This is a genomic window from Streptomyces sp. CG 926, assembly GCF_003148825.1.
Lineage (GTDB): Bacteria > Actinomycetota > Actinomycetes > Streptomycetales > Streptomycetaceae > Streptomyces.
Genome location: NZ_QGGZ01000005.1, coordinates 373,399 through 394,057 on the forward strand (window position 1 = coordinate 373,399; position 20,659 = coordinate 394,057).

At 72.4% G+C, this 20,659-nt stretch carries 16 protein-coding genes; 10 read left to right on the top strand and 6 right to left on the bottom strand.

Translation table 11 applies throughout. The features are described 5' to 3' along the window. Positions 1-8: 8 nt before the first annotated feature. The 5 genes from BCL76_RS16450 to BCL76_RS16470 all read left to right on the top strand — a co-directional run bounded on the left by BCL76_RS16450 (position 9) and on the right by BCL76_RS16470 (position 7,376). On the top strand, positions 9-3,389 hold the full coding sequence (locus BCL76_RS16450; protein ID WP_109780218.1) for a HelD family protein: 3,381 nt from the start codon (positions 9-11) through the stop codon (positions 3,387-3,389). A gap of 106 nt (positions 3,390-3,495) precedes the next feature. Beyond that, a complete protein-coding gene (locus BCL76_RS16455; RefSeq protein WP_109780219.1) occupies positions 3,496-4,617 on the top strand; it encodes an EcsC family protein in 1,122 nt (373 codons plus the stop codon). Positions 4,618-4,745: 128 nt separating this feature from the next. Beyond that, positions 4,746-5,606 (top strand): hypothetical protein, encoded by an 861-nt coding sequence (locus BCL76_RS16460; RefSeq protein ID WP_109780220.1) that lies wholly within the window; start codon positions 4,746-4,748, stop codon positions 5,604-5,606. Between the two features lie 74 nt (positions 5,607-5,680). Beyond that, positions 5,681-6,409 carry a 4'-phosphopantetheinyl transferase family protein gene (locus BCL76_RS16465; RefSeq protein ID WP_109780221.1) on the top strand — a complete coding sequence of 243 codons (729 nt, stop codon included), beginning with the start codon at positions 5,681-5,683 and terminating at the stop codon, positions 6,407-6,409. Positions 6,410-6,494: 85 nt separating this feature from the next. After that, the gene (locus BCL76_RS16470) at positions 6,495-7,376 is read left to right on the top strand and encodes a hypothetical protein (RefSeq protein ID WP_258309733.1); all 882 of its coding nucleotides are present in this window, start codon (positions 6,495-6,497) and stop codon (positions 7,374-7,376) included. Positions 7,377-7,399: 23 nt separating this feature from the next. On the opposite strand, the gene BCL76_RS16475 is transcribed toward BCL76_RS16470, so the two are convergent. From BCL76_RS16475 to cseB, 4 genes are all read right to left on the bottom strand, one after another. Continuing rightward, the gene (locus BCL76_RS16475) at positions 7,400-10,018 is read right to left on the bottom strand and encodes an ABC transporter permease (protein WP_109780222.1); all 2,619 of its coding nucleotides are present in this window, start codon (positions 10,016-10,018) and stop codon (positions 7,400-7,402) included. Between the two features lie 59 nt (positions 10,019-10,077). Beyond that, positions 10,078-10,851: an ABC transporter ATP-binding protein gene (locus BCL76_RS16480; protein WP_181382579.1), complete on the bottom strand. Its 774-nt coding sequence runs from the start codon at positions 10,849-10,851 to the stop codon at positions 10,078-10,080. A 62-nt stretch (positions 10,852-10,913) separates the two neighbouring features. Continuing rightward, on the bottom strand, positions 10,914-12,206 hold the full coding sequence (locus tag BCL76_RS16485; protein WP_109780223.1) for a sensor histidine kinase: 1,293 nt from the start codon (positions 12,204-12,206) through the stop codon (positions 10,914-10,916). Between the two features lie 41 nt (positions 12,207-12,247). Further along, a complete protein-coding gene (gene cseB, locus BCL76_RS16490) occupies positions 12,248-12,931 on the bottom strand; it encodes a two-component system response regulator CseB (RefSeq protein WP_375137931.1) in 684 nt (227 codons plus the stop codon). 398 nt (positions 12,932-13,329) lie between these two features. Between cseB and BCL76_RS16495 the strand changes: the two genes are divergently transcribed. Both BCL76_RS16495 and BCL76_RS16500 read left to right on the top strand, forming a co-directional pair. Next, complete coding sequence (locus tag BCL76_RS16495) at positions 13,330-14,268, top strand: beta-ketoacyl-ACP synthase III (RefSeq protein WP_109780225.1); 939 nt, start codon at positions 13,330-13,332, stop codon at positions 14,266-14,268. Further along, positions 14,265-15,041: a thioesterase II family protein gene (locus tag BCL76_RS16500; protein ID WP_181382580.1), complete on the top strand. Its 777-nt coding sequence runs from the start codon at positions 14,265-14,267 to the stop codon at positions 15,039-15,041. Before BCL76_RS16495 ends, BCL76_RS16500 begins: the two co-directional genes overlap by 4 nt. A gap of 133 nt (positions 15,042-15,174) precedes the next feature. On the opposite strand, the gene BCL76_RS16505 is transcribed toward BCL76_RS16500, so the two are convergent. After that, positions 15,175-16,452 (bottom strand): M6 family metalloprotease domain-containing protein, encoded by a 1,278-nt coding sequence (locus BCL76_RS16505; protein WP_109780336.1) that lies wholly within the window; start codon positions 16,450-16,452, stop codon positions 15,175-15,177. 269 nt (positions 16,453-16,721) lie between these two features. Here BCL76_RS16505 and BCL76_RS16510 point away from each other — a divergent pair, with 269 nt between their 5' ends. The 3 genes from BCL76_RS16510 (at position 16,722) to BCL76_RS16520 (ending at position 19,994) form a co-directional block, all read left to right on the top strand. Then, positions 16,722-17,516, top strand: coding sequence for a TetR/AcrR family transcriptional regulator (locus BCL76_RS16510; RefSeq protein ID WP_109780227.1), 795 nt, complete (start codon positions 16,722-16,724; stop codon positions 17,514-17,516). A gap of 62 nt (positions 17,517-17,578) precedes the next feature. Continuing rightward, entirely contained in the window at positions 17,579-19,111 is a 1,533-nt protein-coding gene (locus BCL76_RS16515; protein WP_109780228.1) for an MFS transporter, read from the top strand. 121 nt (positions 19,112-19,232) lie between these two features. Next, positions 19,233-19,994 carry a dioxygenase family protein gene (locus tag BCL76_RS16520; protein ID WP_109780337.1) on the top strand — a complete coding sequence of 254 codons (762 nt, stop codon included), beginning with the start codon at positions 19,233-19,235 and terminating at the stop codon, positions 19,992-19,994. Here BCL76_RS16520 and BCL76_RS16525 read toward each other — a convergent pair. Beyond that, positions 19,991-20,527, bottom strand: coding sequence for a GNAT family N-acetyltransferase (locus BCL76_RS16525; protein WP_109780229.1), 537 nt, complete (start codon positions 20,525-20,527; stop codon positions 19,991-19,993). The two genes, BCL76_RS16520 and BCL76_RS16525, sit on opposite strands and share 4 nt — an antisense overlap. Positions 20,528-20,659 lie beyond the last annotated feature (132 nt).

The window sequence follows — 20,659 nt, forward strand, 5'->3', positions numbered from 1 at the left end:
GGACGCACATGAGCACCACCACTCGGGACGAGATCCTCGCCGGTGAGCAGCGGGCGGTGGACCACGCGTACGACTGCTACACCACGAAACTGGCCGAGCTGAGCGGCCCCTCGGCGGCCACCGCCTCCGCGAGCGGCAAGGACGGGATCGCCAACCGGGCCGAGGCGGAGGCTCGTGCGGAGGCCTACGGAGGGCTCGGGGACGAAGCCCTGGTCTTCTCCCGTGTCGACGCGCCGGAGGACCCGGGTGGGGAGCCCCGGCCGTGGTACATCGGGCGACGCGTCGTCCACGACGCCTCGCGCGAGCCGGTGGTCCTGCTGTGGACCAGCCCCCTGGCGAAGAGGTGGATCGAGACCCGGCCCGAGAACCCGGGCGAGGTGGTCCTGCGTCGACAGCTCCGTTGCGTACGGCGGATCGTCAACAGCTACTTCGACGAGATCTCACCGCCGACGCCCGCTCCCGTGCCCGTGCCCGCCGCCGTGCCCGAGCCCCGTCCCACCGCCGACGACGGCGCGGCGGACGCGAAGGACGCGTCCCCCGCCCCGGAGCGGGTGCCGGCCCCCACCCCCGGCGATGTCGTACGACACCAGCGGCGGAAGTCGCTCCAGCCGGACGACTTCCTGCTACGGGAGCTCCAGCGGTCCCGCGGCGGTCGGATGCGGGACATCGTCGAGACCATCCGCCGCGACCAGATGGAGCTCGTCACCGGCTCGCCCTCGGACATCCTCGTCGTGCAGGGCGGCCCCGGTACCGGCAAGTCCGCGGTCGGTCTGCACCGGGTGACCTGGCTCGTCAACAACGAGCACTTCAAGGCTCAGGACATCCTCGTCATCGGCCCCCACCAGCGGTTCCTCGACTACGTCGGACAGGTCCTCCCCACCCTCGGTACTCGGGACGTCAACGCCGTCCAACTGGACCGGGTGTGGGAGGGCGAGATCCTCGGCACCGACTCCCCGAAGACGCGCCTCGTGAAGTCGGACGAACGCATGGCGGCCGTGCTGCGGCGCCGCGTCGAGAGCGACTACCGCCCCGAGGCTCTCGACGCCCTCACCGTCGACCCCTCCTTCGAGGGCGACGAGCCCGCGATCGTCGTCACCGCGGGCAGTACGACCCTTCGCGTGCCGAAGTCCGAGGTTCTCGCCCTCCTCGACCGGGCGCACACCGGCGACGGGCCCTTCCGGGAGCGGCGCGACCGTTTCCGCGGCCTGTTCGTGGACCGGCTTCTCCAGGAGCTCGCCGATGTCGCCCCGCGCCGCGGGCAGGCCGGCACGATCCGCCGCGACCTGGAACGCAACCGCCGGGTCGAGCGCCTCGTCGACCGCGTCTGGCCGTCCCCCGGCCCCCGGGAGGCTTTGCGTAGCCTCTACGACTCGGCCGACCTCCTAAGGGACTGCGCCGACGGCATCGTCGGAGAGGACGAGCAGGCGGCCCTGCTGCGGGCTCGGGCCGCCAGCGCCGACGCCGACCCGTGGACCCTCGACGACCACGTCTGCCTCGAAGAGCTCGGAGTGCTGATCAGCGGCGACACCCCACCGCGATACGGCCACATCGTCGTCGACGAGGCCCAGGACCTCACGCCCATGCAGGCCCGCTCCCTGCGGCGGCGCTGCGCCGTAGGCGGCTCCATGACCGTCCTGGGCGATCTTGCGCAGGCGACGGGCGTCCACACTCCGACGAGCTGGGACGTGCTCGGCGCGCTCCTGTCCGACCACGGCGACTGGAGCGTGGCTCAGCTCACCACCAGCTACCGTGTCCCCGCCGAGATCATGGAGTTCGTCGCCCCTCTCGCGCGGACGATCGCACCGGACCTGCCCTACCCGCAGGCCGTCAGGGAAGCGGGACCGCACGCGGTACGGACCGTGGCGACAGAGCCGTGGAAGCTGCTCGACGACACGGTCGCCCACGCGGCCCGGCTCATGGACACCAACGATGGCAGTACGCCTCGCTCCGTGGCCGTCGTCGTTCCCGACGACTCGGACTGGCTGGACGCCATCAGCGGCAGGATCGCCGAGGACGGTGACATCGGCGCACCCGACCGTGAGGCGATCTCCGTGCTGGCCGCAGCGCAGGTCAAGGGGATGGAGTACGACCACGTCCTGGTCGTCGAGCCCGCCACGATCGCCGATCGAGGCCCCGCCGGGCTGCGTCAGTTGTACGTGGCGCTCACCCGCAGCACCCAGAGCCTGACCGTCCTGCACACCGCCCCGCTGCCGGAGGCGCTCACCGGCACCGGGGACGGCGACGCACCGGCGATGTCCGACGCGGGGCAGGCGGACGGCGCGGCGCCCGGGCTCCCCCGGATCGGCACCGACATCAGGGTCGAGGTCGTGGAACGGGCGCCGGGCGGCCGTTACAAGGTGCGGGCCCTGGCCCCGGTGATCGACCGGCCGCTCGTCCTCGGCGTCCGCCACGGCTCGGTCTCGCCGCGGCGCGGCGAGGAACTGGACTGCTGGGTGTTCGCCAACGAGACGAGCCAGACCGTGCTCACCGCCGACCGGCGTGGCCGGTCGCCCGTCTCGGAGCGGATGGCCGCCCGCTACGTTGCGGCACTCGACGTGCTCGGAGAACTGGCCGAGGGCGACGGCGATGTTCCTGATGCCCGCAGCCGTCTCTCCGAACTGCAGGGCATGGCCAATCGCATCCTGCGACGGGACCAGGCCGACTGGGTCGACGTCCTGCACCTGTTCGGAGACCCGGACCGGGACAGCCTGGCCGTTCTGCGCGACCTCGCCGCCTCGGCCAATCGAGCGCTCAAGGACGGCACCCTGGACACGGGCCGGCTCGTGGAGGAGCTGGCCGCCTCCGGCTGGGGCGAACCCCTCGCCGCGGCCCGCCGTGCGCTCGCGGCGCGCTTCACCGCCGAGACGGAGCCGGACTCCGACGTACACCTCGTCGCGCAGCGCCCCGACGAGAAGGGAGAAACACAGATGACCATCGCGGAGACCGCACCGGCACCGAGTAGTACGAGGGAGGGCTTCCTCCACGCCTTGGAAGCGGCTGCCGTGGCCGACCGTACGTGCAGGAAGCACGAGGCGGTCCGCCACGCGTTGAAGTCCTCGCTCCTCTGGGCGGACCTTCAGCCGACCGACTCGCCGGTCGTCGACGTCAGTTGCGTCACCGAACACGGCCTCTTCCTCTACGAGGCCCTGGGCGCAGGCCGCTCCACCTACGCGGACCTCCGGTCGGGCGCGACCCGGTTGCTCGAGATCAACCACACGCTGCCCACCGCGGCCGACGGCCTCTACCTCGTTCTCTCCGAACCGCCCGCCGAGGACTGGTCCGCAGGCACGATTCGCGACGTCTTCCGTGTCAATGTCATCTGGCGCAGCCCGACCGGCTGGGGCGGTGAGAACACGGACGTCGCTCTCGGCTCCTCCGACGGTCCGTGATCGGCGACAGCTGTAGCTCGGTTCACCGCCGCATCCCCGTTGTGCGGGTGAACCGGTGTGCGGCATTACGCCACTGCGCGGCGGCCGCGGCTACTACGCTCGCGATATGACAGCTCCCTCGGACTACGAACTCGCGGCATGGCGTGACATCCAACGGTTCAAGGGCCGTCCTCTGTCACGGGTGATGAGGAACGCCGGCGAGCAAGTGGCCACCGGCGCCGCGGAACTCGGCAAGCGCGCCACGAAGTACTTGGAGAACCATCCGCGGGCCCAATCGGCGGTTTCGCGTGGGCAGGACATCGCTGCCAAGGGCGCTCGCAAGGTCAGCGCCGGGGCTCGCGGAGCCACCGATGCCCTCCCCGACTGGAGCGGCACCGCCTTCCAGTCGGTGCGGCAGACGGTGGGGCGGGTGTCGAGAGCGGGACTCTCCTCCAAACGCGTGGTGACGCTTCACAAGAAGCGCGGGCACGACGTCGCATCCCTGTCCGATCTGCGCCGCCTCGACCTCGAGCAGGTCGACGCCGTACGTGGACGAGCCGCGAGTTGGTTCTACCCGGCCGCCGCAGCGCTCTCCGGAGCCGGTGCAGGCCTGGTGATCTCCGGAGGACAGCTCGCCGTCGCCGCCTCCGCCGGCGCCGCGGCCGCGCCTTCGGGAGGCGCGATCGTCGGCGCGTTCACGGCTGATGCCGCGGTCGTCCTCGGGCTCGCGTCCCGCTCCGTCGGCCAGATATCGCTGCTCTACGGCTACGACCCCGAAGAGCCCTCCGAGAAGCTCTTCGTGATGTCTGTCGTCAACGCCGGGACGGCGACGTCGGCCACCGCCAAGAACGCTGCGATGGCCGACATCTCACGACTCACCCAAGCCCTCGTCCGAGGCAAGGCGTGGGACGTTCTGAACGAGGCGGTCGTGGCCAAGGTCTCCGCGCAGTTCGCGAAGGCATTCGGTTTCCGCCTCACCAAGAAGGGACTCGGCAAGGCCGTACCCGCGTTCGGGATCATCGTCGGCGGGACCCTCAACTGGACCACCTTGGAGTCGATCGTCGACGCTGCCGACATGGCGTACAGGCGGCGATTCCTCCTCGAGAAGTACCCGCATCTCGGTGAGGGGGAGGACTCCGGATCGTTCCCCGATGTCGGTCCGGACGCCCCGGACACCCCGGACGACGCCGACGAGGAGATCAGCCTGCTCGGCGAGCTTGCGGAGGCGGGCGGGCCCGACCTCCGCTGAAGCGAGGACCGACGGGCGCCGTTCGATCCTGCGCCGCGGGCGGGTGGCGGTGAACCATTCTTGCCTCGAAGGTCTCTTACCGTCCGGGCGAGGCGGATGGGCCGTCGGCGGGCAGGGAACGGGGACGCATGGCCGGGGCGGGGATGAGGGTCGGTGGCGCCACCGTGACGGCGCTGCTGCTGATGATGATGACGGCCACGAGTGCCTTCGCCGCGCAGGCCGCGGATCCGCCTGCCGAGCTGTTCGACGGGGCCGAGGTGTCGGCGCGTCCCGGTGAGCGCCTCACGCTCAGGTCACCCTCGTACCTGCCCGGGTGGATCGGGGACCGGGTGGTCTCCAAGGTCTTCGTCCGGCCCGGGACGCTGCGGATGCGCGATCCGGCCGTCACCGCAGAGGCCGTCGTGGCGTGTGACACCCGGCCAGGCGTGTATCAGGTCGGGAGGACAAGGCCGGAGCCCGACGGCGGGCCCGACGACGACGCTGCTCCTTGGGTGACCGTCAAGGTCGTGGACATCGACGACGCCGAGCGGGCGGCCTGCCCCGCGAAGGTCGCGGCCTATCCTCCCGAACGGGTGGAGGAGCAGTGGCCCGCCAGTGCGTCCTGGCCGCAATCGCCTTGGGATGTAAGGACGTTCCGGCCCGGCGAGAAGGTGACGCCGACGGAGATCGTGCGCGGCTACGACGAGGCCCTGACCTCGCGGGGCTTCACCGGCCGGCCCGTCATGCGGGGGACCAAGGCGGTCGTGACGGCGACGGCGACCATTCGCTGCGACGCCGAGCCGGGTCTGTACGAGGTCCGCTGGGTCGGCGCGGACGAGGTCTGGGCCCGCTATCGGGTGGCCCCGGTCGACGACGCGACCCGCGCCTCCTGTCAGGACGGGACGGGAGGCTGGTCCAGCTGGCCGATCGGCGGCGCGGCCGCCGCCTTGGGCGCTGTGGGCGCGGGGGCCTACCTCCTGGCCCGGCGCCGTCGCACCCCGGGCCGCTGATCGCGCCCCGTTGATCCCGCACCGCCCACACCGCACCACATCGAATCGAAGCGGCCGTTGGATAGGATTTCCGGATGACCACACCCGCAGGCCTCAGTTCCGTCGCGTTGCGGCTCGACCGGCCCGTCGGGGCGCAGCGGATGCCCGCCCTCGGTGAGGCGCTGGTGCGGTTCGTGGACGCCGCGACGCAGGCCCCCTTCGCGGAACGCCTCGCGCCCGACGTGCTCGACGAGGCCGAGCGCCGACGCGCCGACCGGTTCGTGCGTCCCCAGGACCGCGGCTCGTACCTGGTCGCGCACGTGACGCTGAGGCTGTTGCTGGGCGCCCTCCTCGACACCGCGCCGCGCGATCTGGTGATGACCCGCGAGGCCTGTCCCGAGTGCGGCGGCCCGGACGGGCGGCCGGCTCTCGTGGGCGGCCGCGCCCAGTTCTCCCTGTCGCACAGCCGCGACGCGGTCTTCGTGGCCTGCGCGTCCACGCCGGTCGGCGTGGACGTGGAGGCCCTGCCGGCGCCGCGGGTGGTGGCGCAGAGCGAGGAGTTCTTCCACCCCGACGAGAGCGCCGAACTGGCCGCGCTCCCCGAGGCCGAGCGCCCGGTGGCCTTCGCCCGTCTCTGGGCGCGTAAGGAGGCCCATCTCAAGGGCACCGGAGCGGGACTGGGGCACGAAGGCCACCGGAACTACCTGGGAACCGGCCCGGCCGGCGATTCCGTCCCCCCGCACTGGTCCCTCACCGACCTGCCGGCCCCCGAGGGTTACGCCGCCGCGCTCGCGCTGCGCGCCCCCTCGGTGACCTGGCGCTGAGGCCCGTACCGGGAATCCCGTACCGGGAGCCTCGTACCGGGTCCTCCCCTCGGACGCCGTCCACCCGCTGGAGATCGACCCCACCGTGAACACCGGCTACCACCTGCTCACCGTCGACGCCCTCGACCCCCAGGTCATGGCCGCCGCACTCGCCCGGTGCTTCGGCGTGGCGGTCGCCGATGTCGGGGTGGCCCACGCCGACGCCGATGCCGAACTGCGGGACTGGACCGCGCCCGTCCTGTGCACCTACGACGTGTGCTTCGGTGACCTGGCCCGGTCGCTCGACGTCTACGCCCAGCACCAGGTCGCCGATCAGCCGGCGGAGTCCGAGGTCGCCGCGCGGTTCGCGAAGGCCGCCGGGACGACCGTCCTGTTCTCCGCCGTGGAGGCGTATCCGAGTGCCTACTGGGCGGCGACGCCCGAGGGCCTCCTCACCCGGGTCCGGCTCGAACCGTCCGACGACGAGCCGCCGCTCCTCACGGTCGACAGCGCCGAGGCGCCGCTCCCGCAGCTGCCCCACGCGGTCGTCGAGCGGTTCGCCGAGATCGTTCGGGAGCAGCGGCCGCCGTCCCCGGTGGCCCAGGCCTTCATGGCGTCGGCGGCACGACGGTGGCCCGATGACGGGCCGCACCAGTCCCTGGAGGGTCCCCTCATCGTGTGGGAGAGGCTGATCCTGCAGATGGAATCCGGCTGGGCGCCCTCGGGCTGGTATCCGGCCGACCTCTACCGGGAACGCCTCGAAGCCCGCGACGAGCTCGCCCGTATCGGTGCCGGGCTGCCGCCGGAGGTCCGCCGGCTGCTCGACGACGCGGTGGCCGGGCTGGACCTACGGTTCGTCCGGGCGACGGAGGAGGACCCGTCGGGGAGGCTCGTCGAGGAGCTGACGGGCGGCCGGCCCCCGGGACGGGCCGGCCTCGGCCGGTGGTGGTACCGGCGACCGGATCCCGCCCCCTGGGAACAGGCCTGAACGGGCCTGAACAGGCCTGACCCCTACAGCTCGGCGACGGCCTCCAACGGGCTCAGGGCCGACGCGTGGCGGGCCGGCAAGGCGGCCGCGACCACGCCCGTGGCCAAGGAGATCAGGCAGACCAGGAGCAGCGTGCCCCACGGCAGGGCCAGGGAGTAGTCCTTGAGCGCGCCGTTGGTCAGGGCGCCGACCGTCCAGGCCCCGAACAGGCCGGACGCCAGCCCCAGCAGGGTGCCGAAGGCGGCCACGGTCAGGGATTCGAGGCGGATCATCCGGCGGATCCCGGTGCGGTCCATCCCGATGGCGCGCAGGACACCGATCTCGCGGGTGCGGTCCGGCACCGACATGGCCAGCGTGTTCATGATGCCGAGCGCGGCGATCACGCCGCCGATGGCGAGCAGGCCGTACGTGAGGGTCAGCAGGGTGCTCAGGGATCCGGCGGCCTGTCGGACGAGTTCCTGCCGGTCCTGGACCTGGAGCAGCGGGTTGTTGCCGGTGGCGGCCCGCAGCCGGTCCTTCACGCCGCCGCCCGAACCGCCCGCCGAACCGCCACCCGTGTCGCCGTCCGTGTCGCCGTCCGCGCGGACGAGGACGCGCTGGACGGAGCCGGGGGTGAGGGCCTTCTCCTGGACCTCGGTGCGGGCGCCCAGGGCGTCCAGGGCCGTGGGGTTGTCCTCGTAGACGCCGACGACCGTGTACGGGGTGAGGTCCTGGCCGGGGCCACCGATCCGGGCGCCGATCCGGTCACCGGCGCGCACGCCGTTCTCGTGGGCGAGCGTGCGGGAGAGGGCGATACGACCCGGTCCGAGGTCCTTGAGGGAACCGCTGACGAAGTCGAGCTTCATGACGGACGGGGCGGCGACCGGATCGATGCCGGAGATCTGGCGGACGCCACCGCCGATGAAGAGGGTGGAGTCGCAGACGGCGGTCGCCGTCCGTACGCCCGGGGTGGCCGACACCCGCTGCACGGCGGCCGGGTCGATGCCGACCGACGAGGTGTGGGTGCTGATCACGTAGTCGGCGCTGAGCCCGGCGGCGGCCTGGCGGTCGAGGGCCTGCCCGGTGGAGTGGCCGATGACGGAGAGACCGGCGACCAGGGCGGTACTGACCATCAGCGCGGAGGCGGTGGCGGCGGTGCGCCGCGGGTCGCGCAGCGCGTTGCGGTGGGCGAGGTGGCCGGTGATCCCGAGGCGGCCGGTCAGCCGGCCGCTCGACCGGAGTACGGGGACGGCGAGCAGCGGCGCCAGCACGATCACGGCGACGACGAGCAGGGCGCAGCCGAACATCGCGCTCCGCAGGTTCTCCTCGGAGGCGTCCTTCGCGCCCGCGAGGGACAGCAGCAGCCCGACGCCGGAGGCGAGCAGGAGGGCACCGGCCGCGCCGCGGACCCGGGACGCGGCGGCGGTGGGCGGCTGTTCGGCCGTGCGCATCGCCTCGACCGGCGCGATCCGGGCGGCCTTGCGGGACGGCAGCCACGCGGCGAGCACGGTGACCCCCACGCCGACGGCGAGCGCGGCCACCACCGGGAGCGGGCCGATCACCAGGGGGCCGCGCGGCAGCGGCTCGCCGGTGGTGCTGAGGATCCGCGGCAGTACGGAGGCGATCCCGAGGCCCAGCAGGAAACCGAGGGCCGACGCGGCCAGGCCGAGGAGGACGGCTTCCCAGAGGAGGGAGCGGACGACCTGACGGCGCGTGGCACCGATCGCGCGCAGCAGGGCGATCTCCCGGGTGCGCCGGGCGACGAGCATGGTGAAGGTGTTGACGATGAGGAACGACCCGATGAAGAGCGCGACTCCGGCGAAGACCAGTGACAGCTTCTCGTCGCCGCGGGTGAGCGTGTCGACGAGGACGGACTGCTGGGCGGCCTGGGCGGTGCCGGTGGTGGCCTCGGCCCGGCCGGCGGGGAGCAGGGCGGCGACCCGGCGGGAGAGTTCGGCCGCGTCGGCGCCGGGTGCGGCGGACAGGTCGATCGAGGTGTAGCGGCCCGGGGAGGCGAACAGCTGCTGTGCGGTGGCCTTGTCGAAGAGGGCGAGGGTGCCGCCGGCCGTCACCCGGGTGTCCCGGGTGGTGACGATGCCGACGAGCCGCTTCGTCATGACCGGGCCGTCCGTGGCCAGGGTGATCTCGTCGCCGATACGGAACCGGCCGGCGGCGGCGGTGCCGCTGTCCACGGCGATCTCCCCGCCGTCGCGGGGGGCCCGGCCCTCGGTCAGCGGATGGCGGCCGTCCTTGCCGTCGGCGCCGGGGACGTAGGCGCCCGCCCGGTGCGCCCAGATCCTGCCGGTGCGCAGCGGGGCGCCGTCCGCGGCGTTCAGGGTGGCCAGGCCGTCCGCGGACGGCCGTACGGCGGCGACCCCGGGCAACCCGGCCAGCTTGCGGGCGAGTTCGTCGTCGAGCACGGTGGCGTGCTCGACCCCGGCGGATCCGTCCGCGGGTGCCGTGCCGGGTGGCGGGTCCTTCGGGGTCACGGTGACCGCGATGTCGGCGTAGTCCTTGGACACGGCGGCCCGGTGGGCGGCGGTGGAGGAGTCCGCGAAGACGAGGGTGCCGGAGACGAAGGCGACGCCGAGGGTGACGGCGAGCACCGTCAACAGCAGTCGGGCCTTGTGCGCCAGGACGTTGCGCAGGGCTGTTTTCAACATGGGTGAGTGGCTTCCGGAGGCGGGGCAGGGGGCGGGACGAGGGGAGGAGCAGGGGAGGGTCAGCTCGTGCGCGCGCGGGTGTCGAGCTGCTTCATCCGGTCCAGCACCCGGTCCGGGGTGGGGTGCACCATCTCGTCGACCAGCCGGCCGTCGGCGAGGAAGACGACGCGGTCCGCGTAGGAGGCGGCGACCGGGTCGTGGGTCACCATCACCACGGTCCGACCCAGTTCGCGTACGGAGTCCCGCAGGAAGCCGAGGACCTCGGCCCCGGCGCGGGAGTCGAGGTTGCCGGTGGGCTCGTCGCCGAAGACGATCCCGGGCCGAGTGACCAGCGCCCGGGCCACCGCGACGCGCTGCTGCTGTCCGCCCGAGAGCTGTCCGGGCCGGTGGTCGAGGCGCCCGCCGAGGCCGACCATGGACACCACGCGGTCCAGCCACTCCCGGTCCGGTCGGCGTCCGGCGATGGACAGCGGCAGGGTGATGTTCTCCAGCGCCGTCAGGGTGGGCAGCAGGTTGAACGCCTGGAAGATGAAGCCGACCCGGTCCCGGCGCAGCTCGGTGAGCTGCCGGTCGCCCAACGTGCCGAGCTCGGTGGTGCCGATGCGGACCGAGCCCGAGCTGACGGAGTCCAGGCCCGCGGCGCAGTGCATGAGGGTGGACTTGCCGCAGCCGGAGGGGCCCATGATCGCGGTGAACTCGGCCTCCCGGAAGGAGACGCTGACCCGGTCGAGGGCCACCACACGGGTGTCGCCGCTGCCGTAGACCTTCGACAACTCGGTGGTGGAGGCCGCGATACCGGGCGTCGGGCGGGGGGAGAACGGGTCGGCGGTCACAGGGACTCCACTTCGGGCGCGGTGGGAAAGGGGTGCACGCCGAAGGGTGTCGGGGGGACGTATCAGGGTCGGGGCGGCCGTGTATCGGCTTCCGCGCCGTTGCGCGGCGGCCCGGCAGCGGCCGGTGGGGGCGGGAGCCGCAGGGTGGCGACCGCGCCGCCGTCCGGGGCGTTGTCCAGGCGCAGTTCGGCGCCGAGCACCCGGGCCTGGCCCAGCGCGATGGTCAGGCCGAGGCCGTGCCCCGCGCCCCGTTCCGCTGCGCCGGTACGGAAGCGGCGCGGGCCGTCGAGCAGCAGGTCGGTGGGGAAGCCGGGGCCGTGGTCGCGGACGACGACGGTCAGGCCCTCGACGGTGACCCGCACCGGGGTACGCCCGTGCCGGTGCGCGTTGCTGACGAGGTTCCCGACGATCCGCTCCAGACGGCGCGGGTCGGTCTCCACGTACTCCACGCTCTCCGCGCTCTCGGCGACCTCCGTGTCGAGGCCGGTACGGGCCACCGCCTCGGCGACCACCGCGGCCAGCGGGACCCGGGCGCGTACCGGCGCCTCCGCACCCGCGTCCAACCGGGAGATCTCCAGCAGGTCCTCGACCAGGCCGCGCAGGTCCCGTACGCGGGCCCGGAGCAGGTCCTCCGTCTCGCCCGGCGGCAACAGGTCGGTGGCGGCCAGCAGACCGCCGACGGGGGTGCGCAGCTCATGGGCCACGTCCGCCGTGAACTGCCGCTCGATGCGCAGCCGTCGGCCGAGGCTGTCGGCCATGAGGTCGACGGTGGCGGCGATGTCGGTCACCTCGTCGCGGCCTCTGGCGCGGCCCAGGGCGGGGCCGGTGCGGGCGTCGAGGTCCCCGGTGGAGATCCGGGCCGCGGTCTCGGCGACCCGGCGCAGTCGGCGGGCGACCAGAGCGGCCCCGTACACGGCCAGCGGCAGCGCGGCGGCGAGCGAGACGAGCGAGGCCACCGCCATGCTGGCGTCGAGGCGGCGCAGGTCGTGCAGTTGCGGGCTCATGTTGATCCGGACGGCCAGCACCGGGCTGCCCGGACCGCCGACCCGCTGGGCGCCCCAGACGCTCGGCCCGAGGTTCCCCTCGACGCGCCCGTCGTAGGCCACCCGCCGCTCGTCGCCGGTCGGGTGGCGCAGCGCGGTGGGCAGTTCGGCCGGATCCAGCTCGGCGCCGCCGGCCAGGGTTCCGGTGCGGCGGTAGACGTCCATGGCCGAGTACACCGTGTTGGTGGCGTCCATCTCGGCCCGGCCGCGGATGTCCATCGCGGTCCACACGTGGACGAGGACGCCCACCGCCAGGGCGACCAGGCAGGCCGTGGCGGCCGCCAGCGCGGCGATCTTCCAGCGCAGGGGCACACGGGCCGGCCACCCCGGCCGGCGCGGGGGACGCACCGGCCTCAGCGCCTGAGCTTGTAGCCGAAGCCGCGGACCGTCTCGATCCGCTCCCGGCCCAGTTTCTTGCGCAGCCGCTGGACGGCCAGGTCCACGACCCGACTGTCGCCGTCCCAGCCGTACTCCCAGACGTTGCGCAGCAGCGTGTGGCGTTCCAGCACGATGCCCGGGTGGGCCGCGAACTCCAGCAGCAGCTTCAGCTCGGTGGGGGTGAGCGCCACCGGGGTTCCGGAGACGAACACCTCCATCCCGCCGGTGTCGACGCTCAGGTCGCCGAAGACCAGGACGTCCTCCTCCCGGCCGGTGGCGGGCTCGCCGCCCGCGGGGGGCGCGTAGGAGGCCCGCCGCAGCAGCGAGCGGATGCGGGCCACGAGTACGTTCGTCTCCACCGGCTTGACCACGTAGTCGTCGGCCCCGGCCTCCAGACCGGCGACGACATCGAGGCCGTCGCCGCGCGCGGACATCATCAGTACCGGCACCAGGCTGGTCTCGCGGACCCGGCGGCACAGCCCGATCCCGTCGAGGCCGGGCAGCATCACGTCCAGGATCAGCAGGTCGAAGTCTTCGTCGTCGCGGAAGGACTCCAGCCCGGTCAGTCCGTCGGCCGCGGCCGTGACCCGGTAGCCGTAGCGTTCGAGGGCGACGGCGAAGGACCGGCGCATCAGCTCGTCGTCCTCGACCAGCAGCACGCGGACCGGAGGCACAGATTCCGGCGCCGGGGCGGGTGCGGGCACGGGCGGGACTCCTGTTCGTACGGGTCGGGCGCAGCGCCGCTCCGGCCTGAACTCCTCCGTGGCGCGGCGACCCGGAAGGAACGATACGGGAGGCATCGGACGCGGTGGCCGAGGTGGCGGCCGGGTGCGCGATTCGATCGGCGGCCGAGCGCCCATCGATACACGGCGGATACAAAGGGCCGTGCCCAGGACGCGTACGACCTCGCGCGCCGTTCGGGATCGGCGTGATCCACCGGTGGTGCCGGCGGAAAAACGGTCTGCCGAAGGGATGAGTCCGGCCGTACCGCTGCATAGTCTGATCATCGGTCGATCGGGATCCGTATCGGGGGTCCACGGAGCGAGGAGAAACACTGATGGTCGGGTCGCGTGTCCTTGCCCTCGGGCACTATCAGCCGCCAAAAATCTTGACCAATGCCGATCTCGAGCAGATGGTCGACACCACCGACGAGTGGATCCGCAGCCGGGTCGGCATCAAGACGCGCCATGTGGCGGCCGAGGACGAGTCGGTGTCGGACATGGCCACGAAGGCCGCCGAGCACGCCCTGGCCAACGCCGGACTGACCGGCGCGGACATCGACTTCGTCATCGTCGCCACGTGCACGGCGCTCGACCGCTCGCCCAACATGGCGTCCCGGGTGGCCGCCGCGGTCGGGGCGAGGACTCCCGCCGCCATCGACGTGAACACGGCCTGCTCCGGTTTCCCGCACGCCATGGCCTTGGCCGACCAGAGCATACGGACGGGCTCCGCCACGAAGGCCCTGGTCATCGGAGTGGAGAAGCTCACCGACTTCGCCGACTGGACCGACCGCACCACCTGTGTGCTCGTCGGCGACGGTGCGGGCGCGGCCGTCGTCGTCGCTTCCGAGGAGCCGGAGATCAGCCCGGTCGTGTGGGGGTCCGTACCCGAGATGGGCCGGGCCGTGCGCATCGAGGCGCCGTCCAACACCTTCGCCCAGGAAGGGCAGTCGGTCTACCGGTGGGCCACCACGACGCTCCCCGAGGTCGCCCTCCAGGTGTGCGAGCGGGCGGGCGTGAAGCCCGAGGAGCTGGGCGCCGTCGTCCTCCACCAGGCCAACCTGCGGATCATCGAACCCCTGGCGCGCAAGATCGGCGCGGTGAACGCCGTCATAGCCAAGGACGTCGTCGACTCGGGCAACACCTCGGCCGCGAGCATCCCGCTGGCGCTGTCCAAGCTCGTCGAGCGGGGTGAGATCGAGAAGGGATCGCCCGTGCTGCTCTTCGCGTTCGGCGGGGGTCTGTCCTACGCCGGCCAGATCATCAACTGCCCGTGACCGGCGCCGACGGATCGACGGCGACGAAGTCCGCGCGCGTGCCGTGGTGGCCGCTGCTGCGGCTGCGGGAGGCGGCGACCGCACCCCGGGCACGGCTGTTGGTGTTCCCGCATTCCGGGTCCGGCCCCAACACCCTGTTCCCCCTGGTCGACCCGCTGCCCGACCACGTGGAAGTGCTCGGGCTCTCGCTGCCCGGGCGGGAGCGCCGGTTCGGCGAGCCGCCGGGCTGCCGGCTCGACCAGGTACTGGACTCCGTGGCCGACGAGGTGCTCGGCCGGGACCCGCTGCCCACGGTGGTCTTCGGGCACAGCCTCGGCGCGCTCCTCGCCACCCGCGCCGCGCGCCTGCTCGGCCCGCACTGCCGGGCGGCCGTGGTCAGCGGGCAGGCCCCGGGGCGGACCCCGCGCAGGGCGCACGGGACCACCACCGAGGCGGACGCCGTCCGGCTGCTGCGGGACGGCGGCGGCACCCCGGAGTGGGTGCTGCGCGATCCGGACATGCTGGCGCATGTGACGCGCGTCCTGCGGGCGGACATCGACCTCAGCCGGGAGGCCGCGGTGGGGTTCGAGGACGTACGGCTCGACGTGCCCCTGCACGTACTGGGCGGCACGGCGGACCCCCTGGTCCCGCACGAACCGCTCGACGGCTGGGCCGACCACACGACCGGGGCGTGCCAGGTGCTCCGGTTCGACGGCGACCATTTCTTCCTGCTGGCCGACGCGTACCGTCCCACGGTCGTGGACGTACTGCGCCGAGCGCTCGCGGAGGGCTGATCGAAGGGCCGGCGGCCGAAGGGCCGGAGTCACGTGGCGCGTGACTCCGGCCCGGGGCCGATCCCCGCCCGGCAGGCTCGGCAGGTCCGGCAGGCCGGGCAGATCCCGCAGGCTCGGCGGGCCCGGCGCGCGATCACGGTCGGATGATGCGGACCTGGTAGCTGCCGTTGCGCATCTCACCCACCACGGACACGCTGATGCCCGCCTTCTCGTCGGTGAAGGTCTCGCCCGGCCGGAACGGCGCGTCCGAGAGCTCCGCGTGCACATTGGGCCGCCGGGTGCAGCCGCCGCTCGTGCTCGCGCTGTCCGACACGGTGATCGGGCCGTGCCCGGTGTCCACGTCGGAGTCCACCTTGTAGATGAGGACGCCCGGTTTGCAGACGGCCTCGTCGTTCCCGGCCCGGGTCCGCACCTCCACCGCGTACCCGGAGCTCTCCGACAGCGGGATGAAAGCCAGCTTGGTGCCGCCCGGTATCCCCAGCGGGGACAGGGTGTGGTCGCTGGTGCCCGACTTGGCCGCGCAGCTGATCTGCGTACTGTCCAGCCAGCCCAACTTCCACTTGTGCCAGCCCATCAGGTCGTTGTTGGCACCCCAGTCCTCGCTCATGATGTCCCAGTGCCCGACCGTGCTGCCGCCGTCGGCGGTGTAGAGGTCGGGCAGCCCGAAGACGTGTCCGTTCTCGTGCGGCAGCACCCTGTATCCGGTCTCCTGGTAGGTGCCGGAGCCGTCGTCCTGCCGGCTGTAGACGAAGGACGTGTTGGCCAGCGGCACCCCGTCGGCGACCGGAGCCTCGCCGTTGCCCGAGAAGGTCACCGACAGGACGGTGTCCAGGGCGGACGGCCCGGCGTTCGGCGTGACCAGGACGTTGATCAGGTCGTAGCGGGTGAAGTCCACCTCGGGGTCGGCGGCCTTCGCCATGTGCTCGACGAGCTGCCGGTAGCCCGGCTCGTACGCGGACCCGCGCTCGATCCCGTACGCCGAGAAGGGCATCGGCATCCGCAGCCAGCCCTTTATCGGCGCCTCGGCGCGGTAGGCCAGCCGGCCGTAGGAACTGGTGCGGAACCATTCGGCCGTCTGGGGGAAGAACTCCGCCATCCGGTCCGCCGCCGTGCCCTCGCCCTTGGCGTCGGGGAAATCGATCATCAGGTTCAGGGCCCGGATCTCGCCGGTGGAGCGCGAGTACCCGGGCGGGGTCGGCATGCCCTCGGACATCTGCACACCCATGGTGCCCGCGATCCGGCAGGGCGCGAGAGCCGATTCGACGGTCGTGGCCACCGCTCCGGCCGCCGAGTTGCCGCGACTGGATATGCCCGTGCTCGCCGTAGCCGTGACGCCGAGGGCCAGCGCGGTCAGGCCGATGTACGCGCTGGTGCGACGTGGTCTGCGTATCCGGTGGCGGGTCTGCGGCATGGAGATCGCCTTCGGGTCCGCGGCAGCCGGCCCTGCCCGGTCTGCGCTCTGTTCGATCACCCTCCGCCGGGCGCGGCGCGCCCGCGCGTCGAGAGAGGCCGAACGTGGACACGCCGGTGACTCAGGTCACACGAGGGAGTGAAATAACCGGGGACCGGATCCCCGTTTGTACGTGAGTCCCGCTAAGCGGGGAGCGGCTCCCCGTTTGGGCGGGGTGGTCGCGCAGTCCGCACCACGAGCCCGCGAGTCCGCGCCAGGGAGGCCCCGGAATGAAGAGCTCCACCACGACCGCTCCGGCACCCCGGCGCACTTCGGATCTGGCGCAGGCGCAGGACGGGTCCCCGGCGCAGGACGGGCCCGAGGCGCAGGGTGGCGCCCCGGCCCCGGCCCCGGCTCAGGCCCCGGCTCAGGCCTCCGTCCAGGTGCAGGAGTCCGCGGCCGGAGTCCCGCGTCCGCGCGCCGACGCCGTACGCAACCGCGAGCGGATCCTGGCGGCGGCCCGCGAGTCCTTCGTCGAATCCGGCTCCGGAGCCCCCTTCGACGAGGTGGCCCGCCGGGCCGGCATCGGCAATGCCACGCTCTACCGGCACTTCCCCGACCGCGCCACCCTCGTCCACCACGTCGTGCTCTTCACGATGGGTCGGGTGACGGCCTCGGCCGAGGCCTCCCTCGCCGAGGAGCCCGACGCCTTCGCCGCCCTGTGCCGGTTCACGCACGCCGCCGCCGACGAGCGGATCGGCGCCCTGTGCCCGATGCTCGCCGACGGGTTCGACGGCGAACACCCCGAACTCCTGGCGGCGCGCAACGCGTTGGAGGAGGCCGTCGTCACCCTGCTGGCGGCGGGCCAGGACTCCGGGCTGGTCCGTACGGACATCGGGGTCGGTGACCTGATGGTCGCGCTGTCCCAGCTCAGCCGCCCGCTGCCGGGTACGGCGTGCCTCGACACCGACCGCTTCGCCCATCGCCATCTCCAGCTCTTCCTCGACGGGTTGCGGGCCCCGGCCCGCTCCGAACTCCCTGGTTCGGCAACGACCTTGGACGATCTGCGGCAGAAAACCATGTGACACGCACAACGCTTACGAACTAGCCTTTTTCAGTCATTCCGCACAGTGAAGTGGGTATCCCCATGTCAAAAACAGCCGCGAGCCTCGCGCCGGCTGCCGATCCCAGCCGCTGGAAGGCACTCGTCTTCATAGCCCTGGCCCAGCTGATGGTCGTCCTCGACGCGACCATCGTGAACATCGCCCTTCCCTCCGCCCAGACCGACCTCGGCATCTCGGACGGCAACCGCCAGTGGGTCATCACCGCGTACGCGCTGGCCTTTGGTGGACTGCTCCTCTTCGGCGGCCGCATCGCCGACAAGTGGGGCCGTAAGAACGCCTTCGTCGTCGGCCTCATCGGCTTCGCCCTGGCCTCCGCGCTCGGCGGCGCCGCGAACGGCGAGGCCATGATGCTCGGCGCCCGAGCGCTCCAGGGTGCCTTCGGCGCGCTGCTCGCACCCGCGGCCCTGTCGCTGCTGGCCGTCATGTTCACCGACGCCAAGGAGCGGGCCAAGGCCTTCGGCATCTACGGAGCCATCGCGGGTGGCGGCGGCGCCGTCGGCCTGATCCTCGGCGGCTTCCTGACCGAGTACCTGAACTGGCGCTGGACCTTCTTCGTCAACATCCCCTTCGCGATCGTCGCGGCCGTGGGTGCCTGGATGGTCATCCGTGAGCCCGCCGGGTCCCGCAACCGCGCGCCCCTCGACATCCCGGGCGTGATCCTTTCCACCACCGGTCTCGTCGCCCTCGTGTACGGCTTCACCCGCGCCGAGTCCGCCGGCTGGTCGGACGCCCTGACGGTCACCATGTTCGTCGCCTCCGCGCTGCTGCTGGCGGCCTTCGTCCTGGTCGAGTCCAAGGTGAAGTCCCCGCTGCTGCCGCTGCGCGTCCTGCTGGAGCGCAACCGCGGCGGGGTCTACCTCTCGCTCGGCCTCGCCGTCATCTCGATGTTCGGCCTTTTCCTCTTCCTCACCTACTACCTGCAGGTCGTGAAGGGCTTCTCGCCCGTCAAGACCGGCTTCGCCTTCCTGCCGATGATCGCGGGCATGATCACGGGCTCCACCCAGATCGGCGCCCGCCTGATGACCCGCGTCCCGCCGCGCCTGCTGATGGGCCCGGGCTTCCTGGTCGCCGGCCTGGGCATGCTGCTGCTGACGCAGCTGGAGGTCGGCTCCTCCTACCCGGCGCTGATCCTGCCGGCGCAGCTGCTGCTGGGCCTCGGCATGGGTACGGCGTTCATGCCGGCGATGTCCCTGGCCACGCACGGGGTGAACCCGGCCGACGCCGGCGTCGCCTCCGCCATGGTCAACACCTCGCAGCAGGTCGGCGGCGCCATCGGCACCGCGCTGCTGAACACCATCGCCGCCTCGGCGACCACCGCCTACCTGACCGACCACGCGGCCGAGGCCGCGGCGGGCGGCCCGGCGGCGCAGCTGATCCAGGCGCAGGCCATGGTCGAGGGCTACTCCTCCGCCATCTGGTGGGCGGTCGGCATCCTGGCCGCCAGCTCGGCCATCGCCCTGACCCTGATCAACACCGGCCGTCCCGGCGCGGGCGGCCCGGTGGCCTCCGGCTCGGCGGCGGACGCCGAGATCAAGGTCCCGGTGATCGCCCACTGATCGGGGCCGAGCGCCCACGGGAATGACTGATGACCCCGTCTCGTTCAAATTTGAACGAGACGGGGTTAGTCTGTTTCGGTACGCATTTCAACTACGCGGAGGAGCGCCCGCTGTGACCCGCATACCGGCCCTGTACCTGAGCCACGGCGCACCCCCGCTGGCCGACGACCCGATCTGGCCCGGCGAGCTCGCCGCCTGGTCCGCCGACCTCCCGCGCCCCCGGGCGATCCTGATGGTCTCCGCCCACTGGGAGGAGGCCCCGCTCGCCCTCGGCGCCACGGAGCGACTCCCGCTCGTGTACGACTTCTGGGGCTTCCCGGAGCACTACTACCAGGTCCGCTACGACGCCCCCGGCGCCCCGGAGCTGGCCGCCTCGGTCCGCAAGCTGCTGCGCGCCCCCGGCACCCCCGTCCAGGACATCCCCGACCGCGGCCTGGATCACGGGGCGTACGTGCCCCTGGTGGAGATGTACCCGGAGGCCGACATCCCGGTCCTGCAGATCTCCCTGCCCACGCTGGACCCGGCCGCCCTGATGGACATCGGTCGCAAGCTCGCCCCGCTCCGTGACGAGGGCGTGCTGATCGTGGGCAGCGGCTTCTTCACCCACAACCTGGCGGCCCTGCGTCACACGGGCCCGGGCGTTCCCGCCTGGTCGGCGGAGTTCGACGCGTGGGGCCGCGAGGCCCTGGCGGCGTCCGACGTGGACGCCCTGCTGGACTTCGAGCACAAGTCCCCGGCCGGCCGCCTGGCCCACCCCCGCACGGAACACTTCGCCCCGCTCTTCGTCACCCTCGGCGCGGCCGAATCCGACCTGAGCTCCGCCCGCACCCCGGTGGACGGCTTCTGGATGGGCCTCTCGAAGCGCTCCCTCCAGTTCGGCTAGCCCGTTCGCCCGGGTCCCGTGTCCAATCGCTTTTCGTACCAGCGGACGTCCCAATAGCGGTCGAACTTCCAGCCGGCCTCCGTGAACTCTCCGATCCGGCGGAAGCCGAGGCGTTCGTGAAGCCGCACCGAGGGGTCGTTCGGCAGGGCGATCCCGGCGAACACGCGGTGCACGGGCTCCTCCGCCAAGGCTGCGAAGAGGGCCTCGTAGAGGAGGGTGCCGATGCCCTGTCCGACCGCGTGCGGGGCGAGGTGGACGCTCGCCTCCACCGATGTGGCGTACGCCGGTTTGGGGCGGAATGGGCTGCTCGTGGCGTATCCGGCCATTCGATCACCTGTCCAGGCAACCAGAAGCCGGTGCGGCCCGTCTTCAGGGTGGGAGTGCAGCCAAGGGCGGCGCTGTTCCGGAGAGAAGACGGCTGTGTCGAATGTGACGGCAGTCTCACGGACGTAGTGGTTGTAGATGTCCGTGAGGAGTGGCAGATCGGCCTCCGTTCCGGGCCTGACCTGCACCTCTCCGCGCTCTTGCGGCATTCGCCCCCCTCTCGTGGCGGGGCAGGATACTGCAAGATCTCGGAAATGAGGGAGCGCCGTGGGAATTCTGTCCCGATTCCAGTCGTTGTTTCCTTCGGAAGCGGGCACTCGGGAGAGTGTCCGTGACGCACC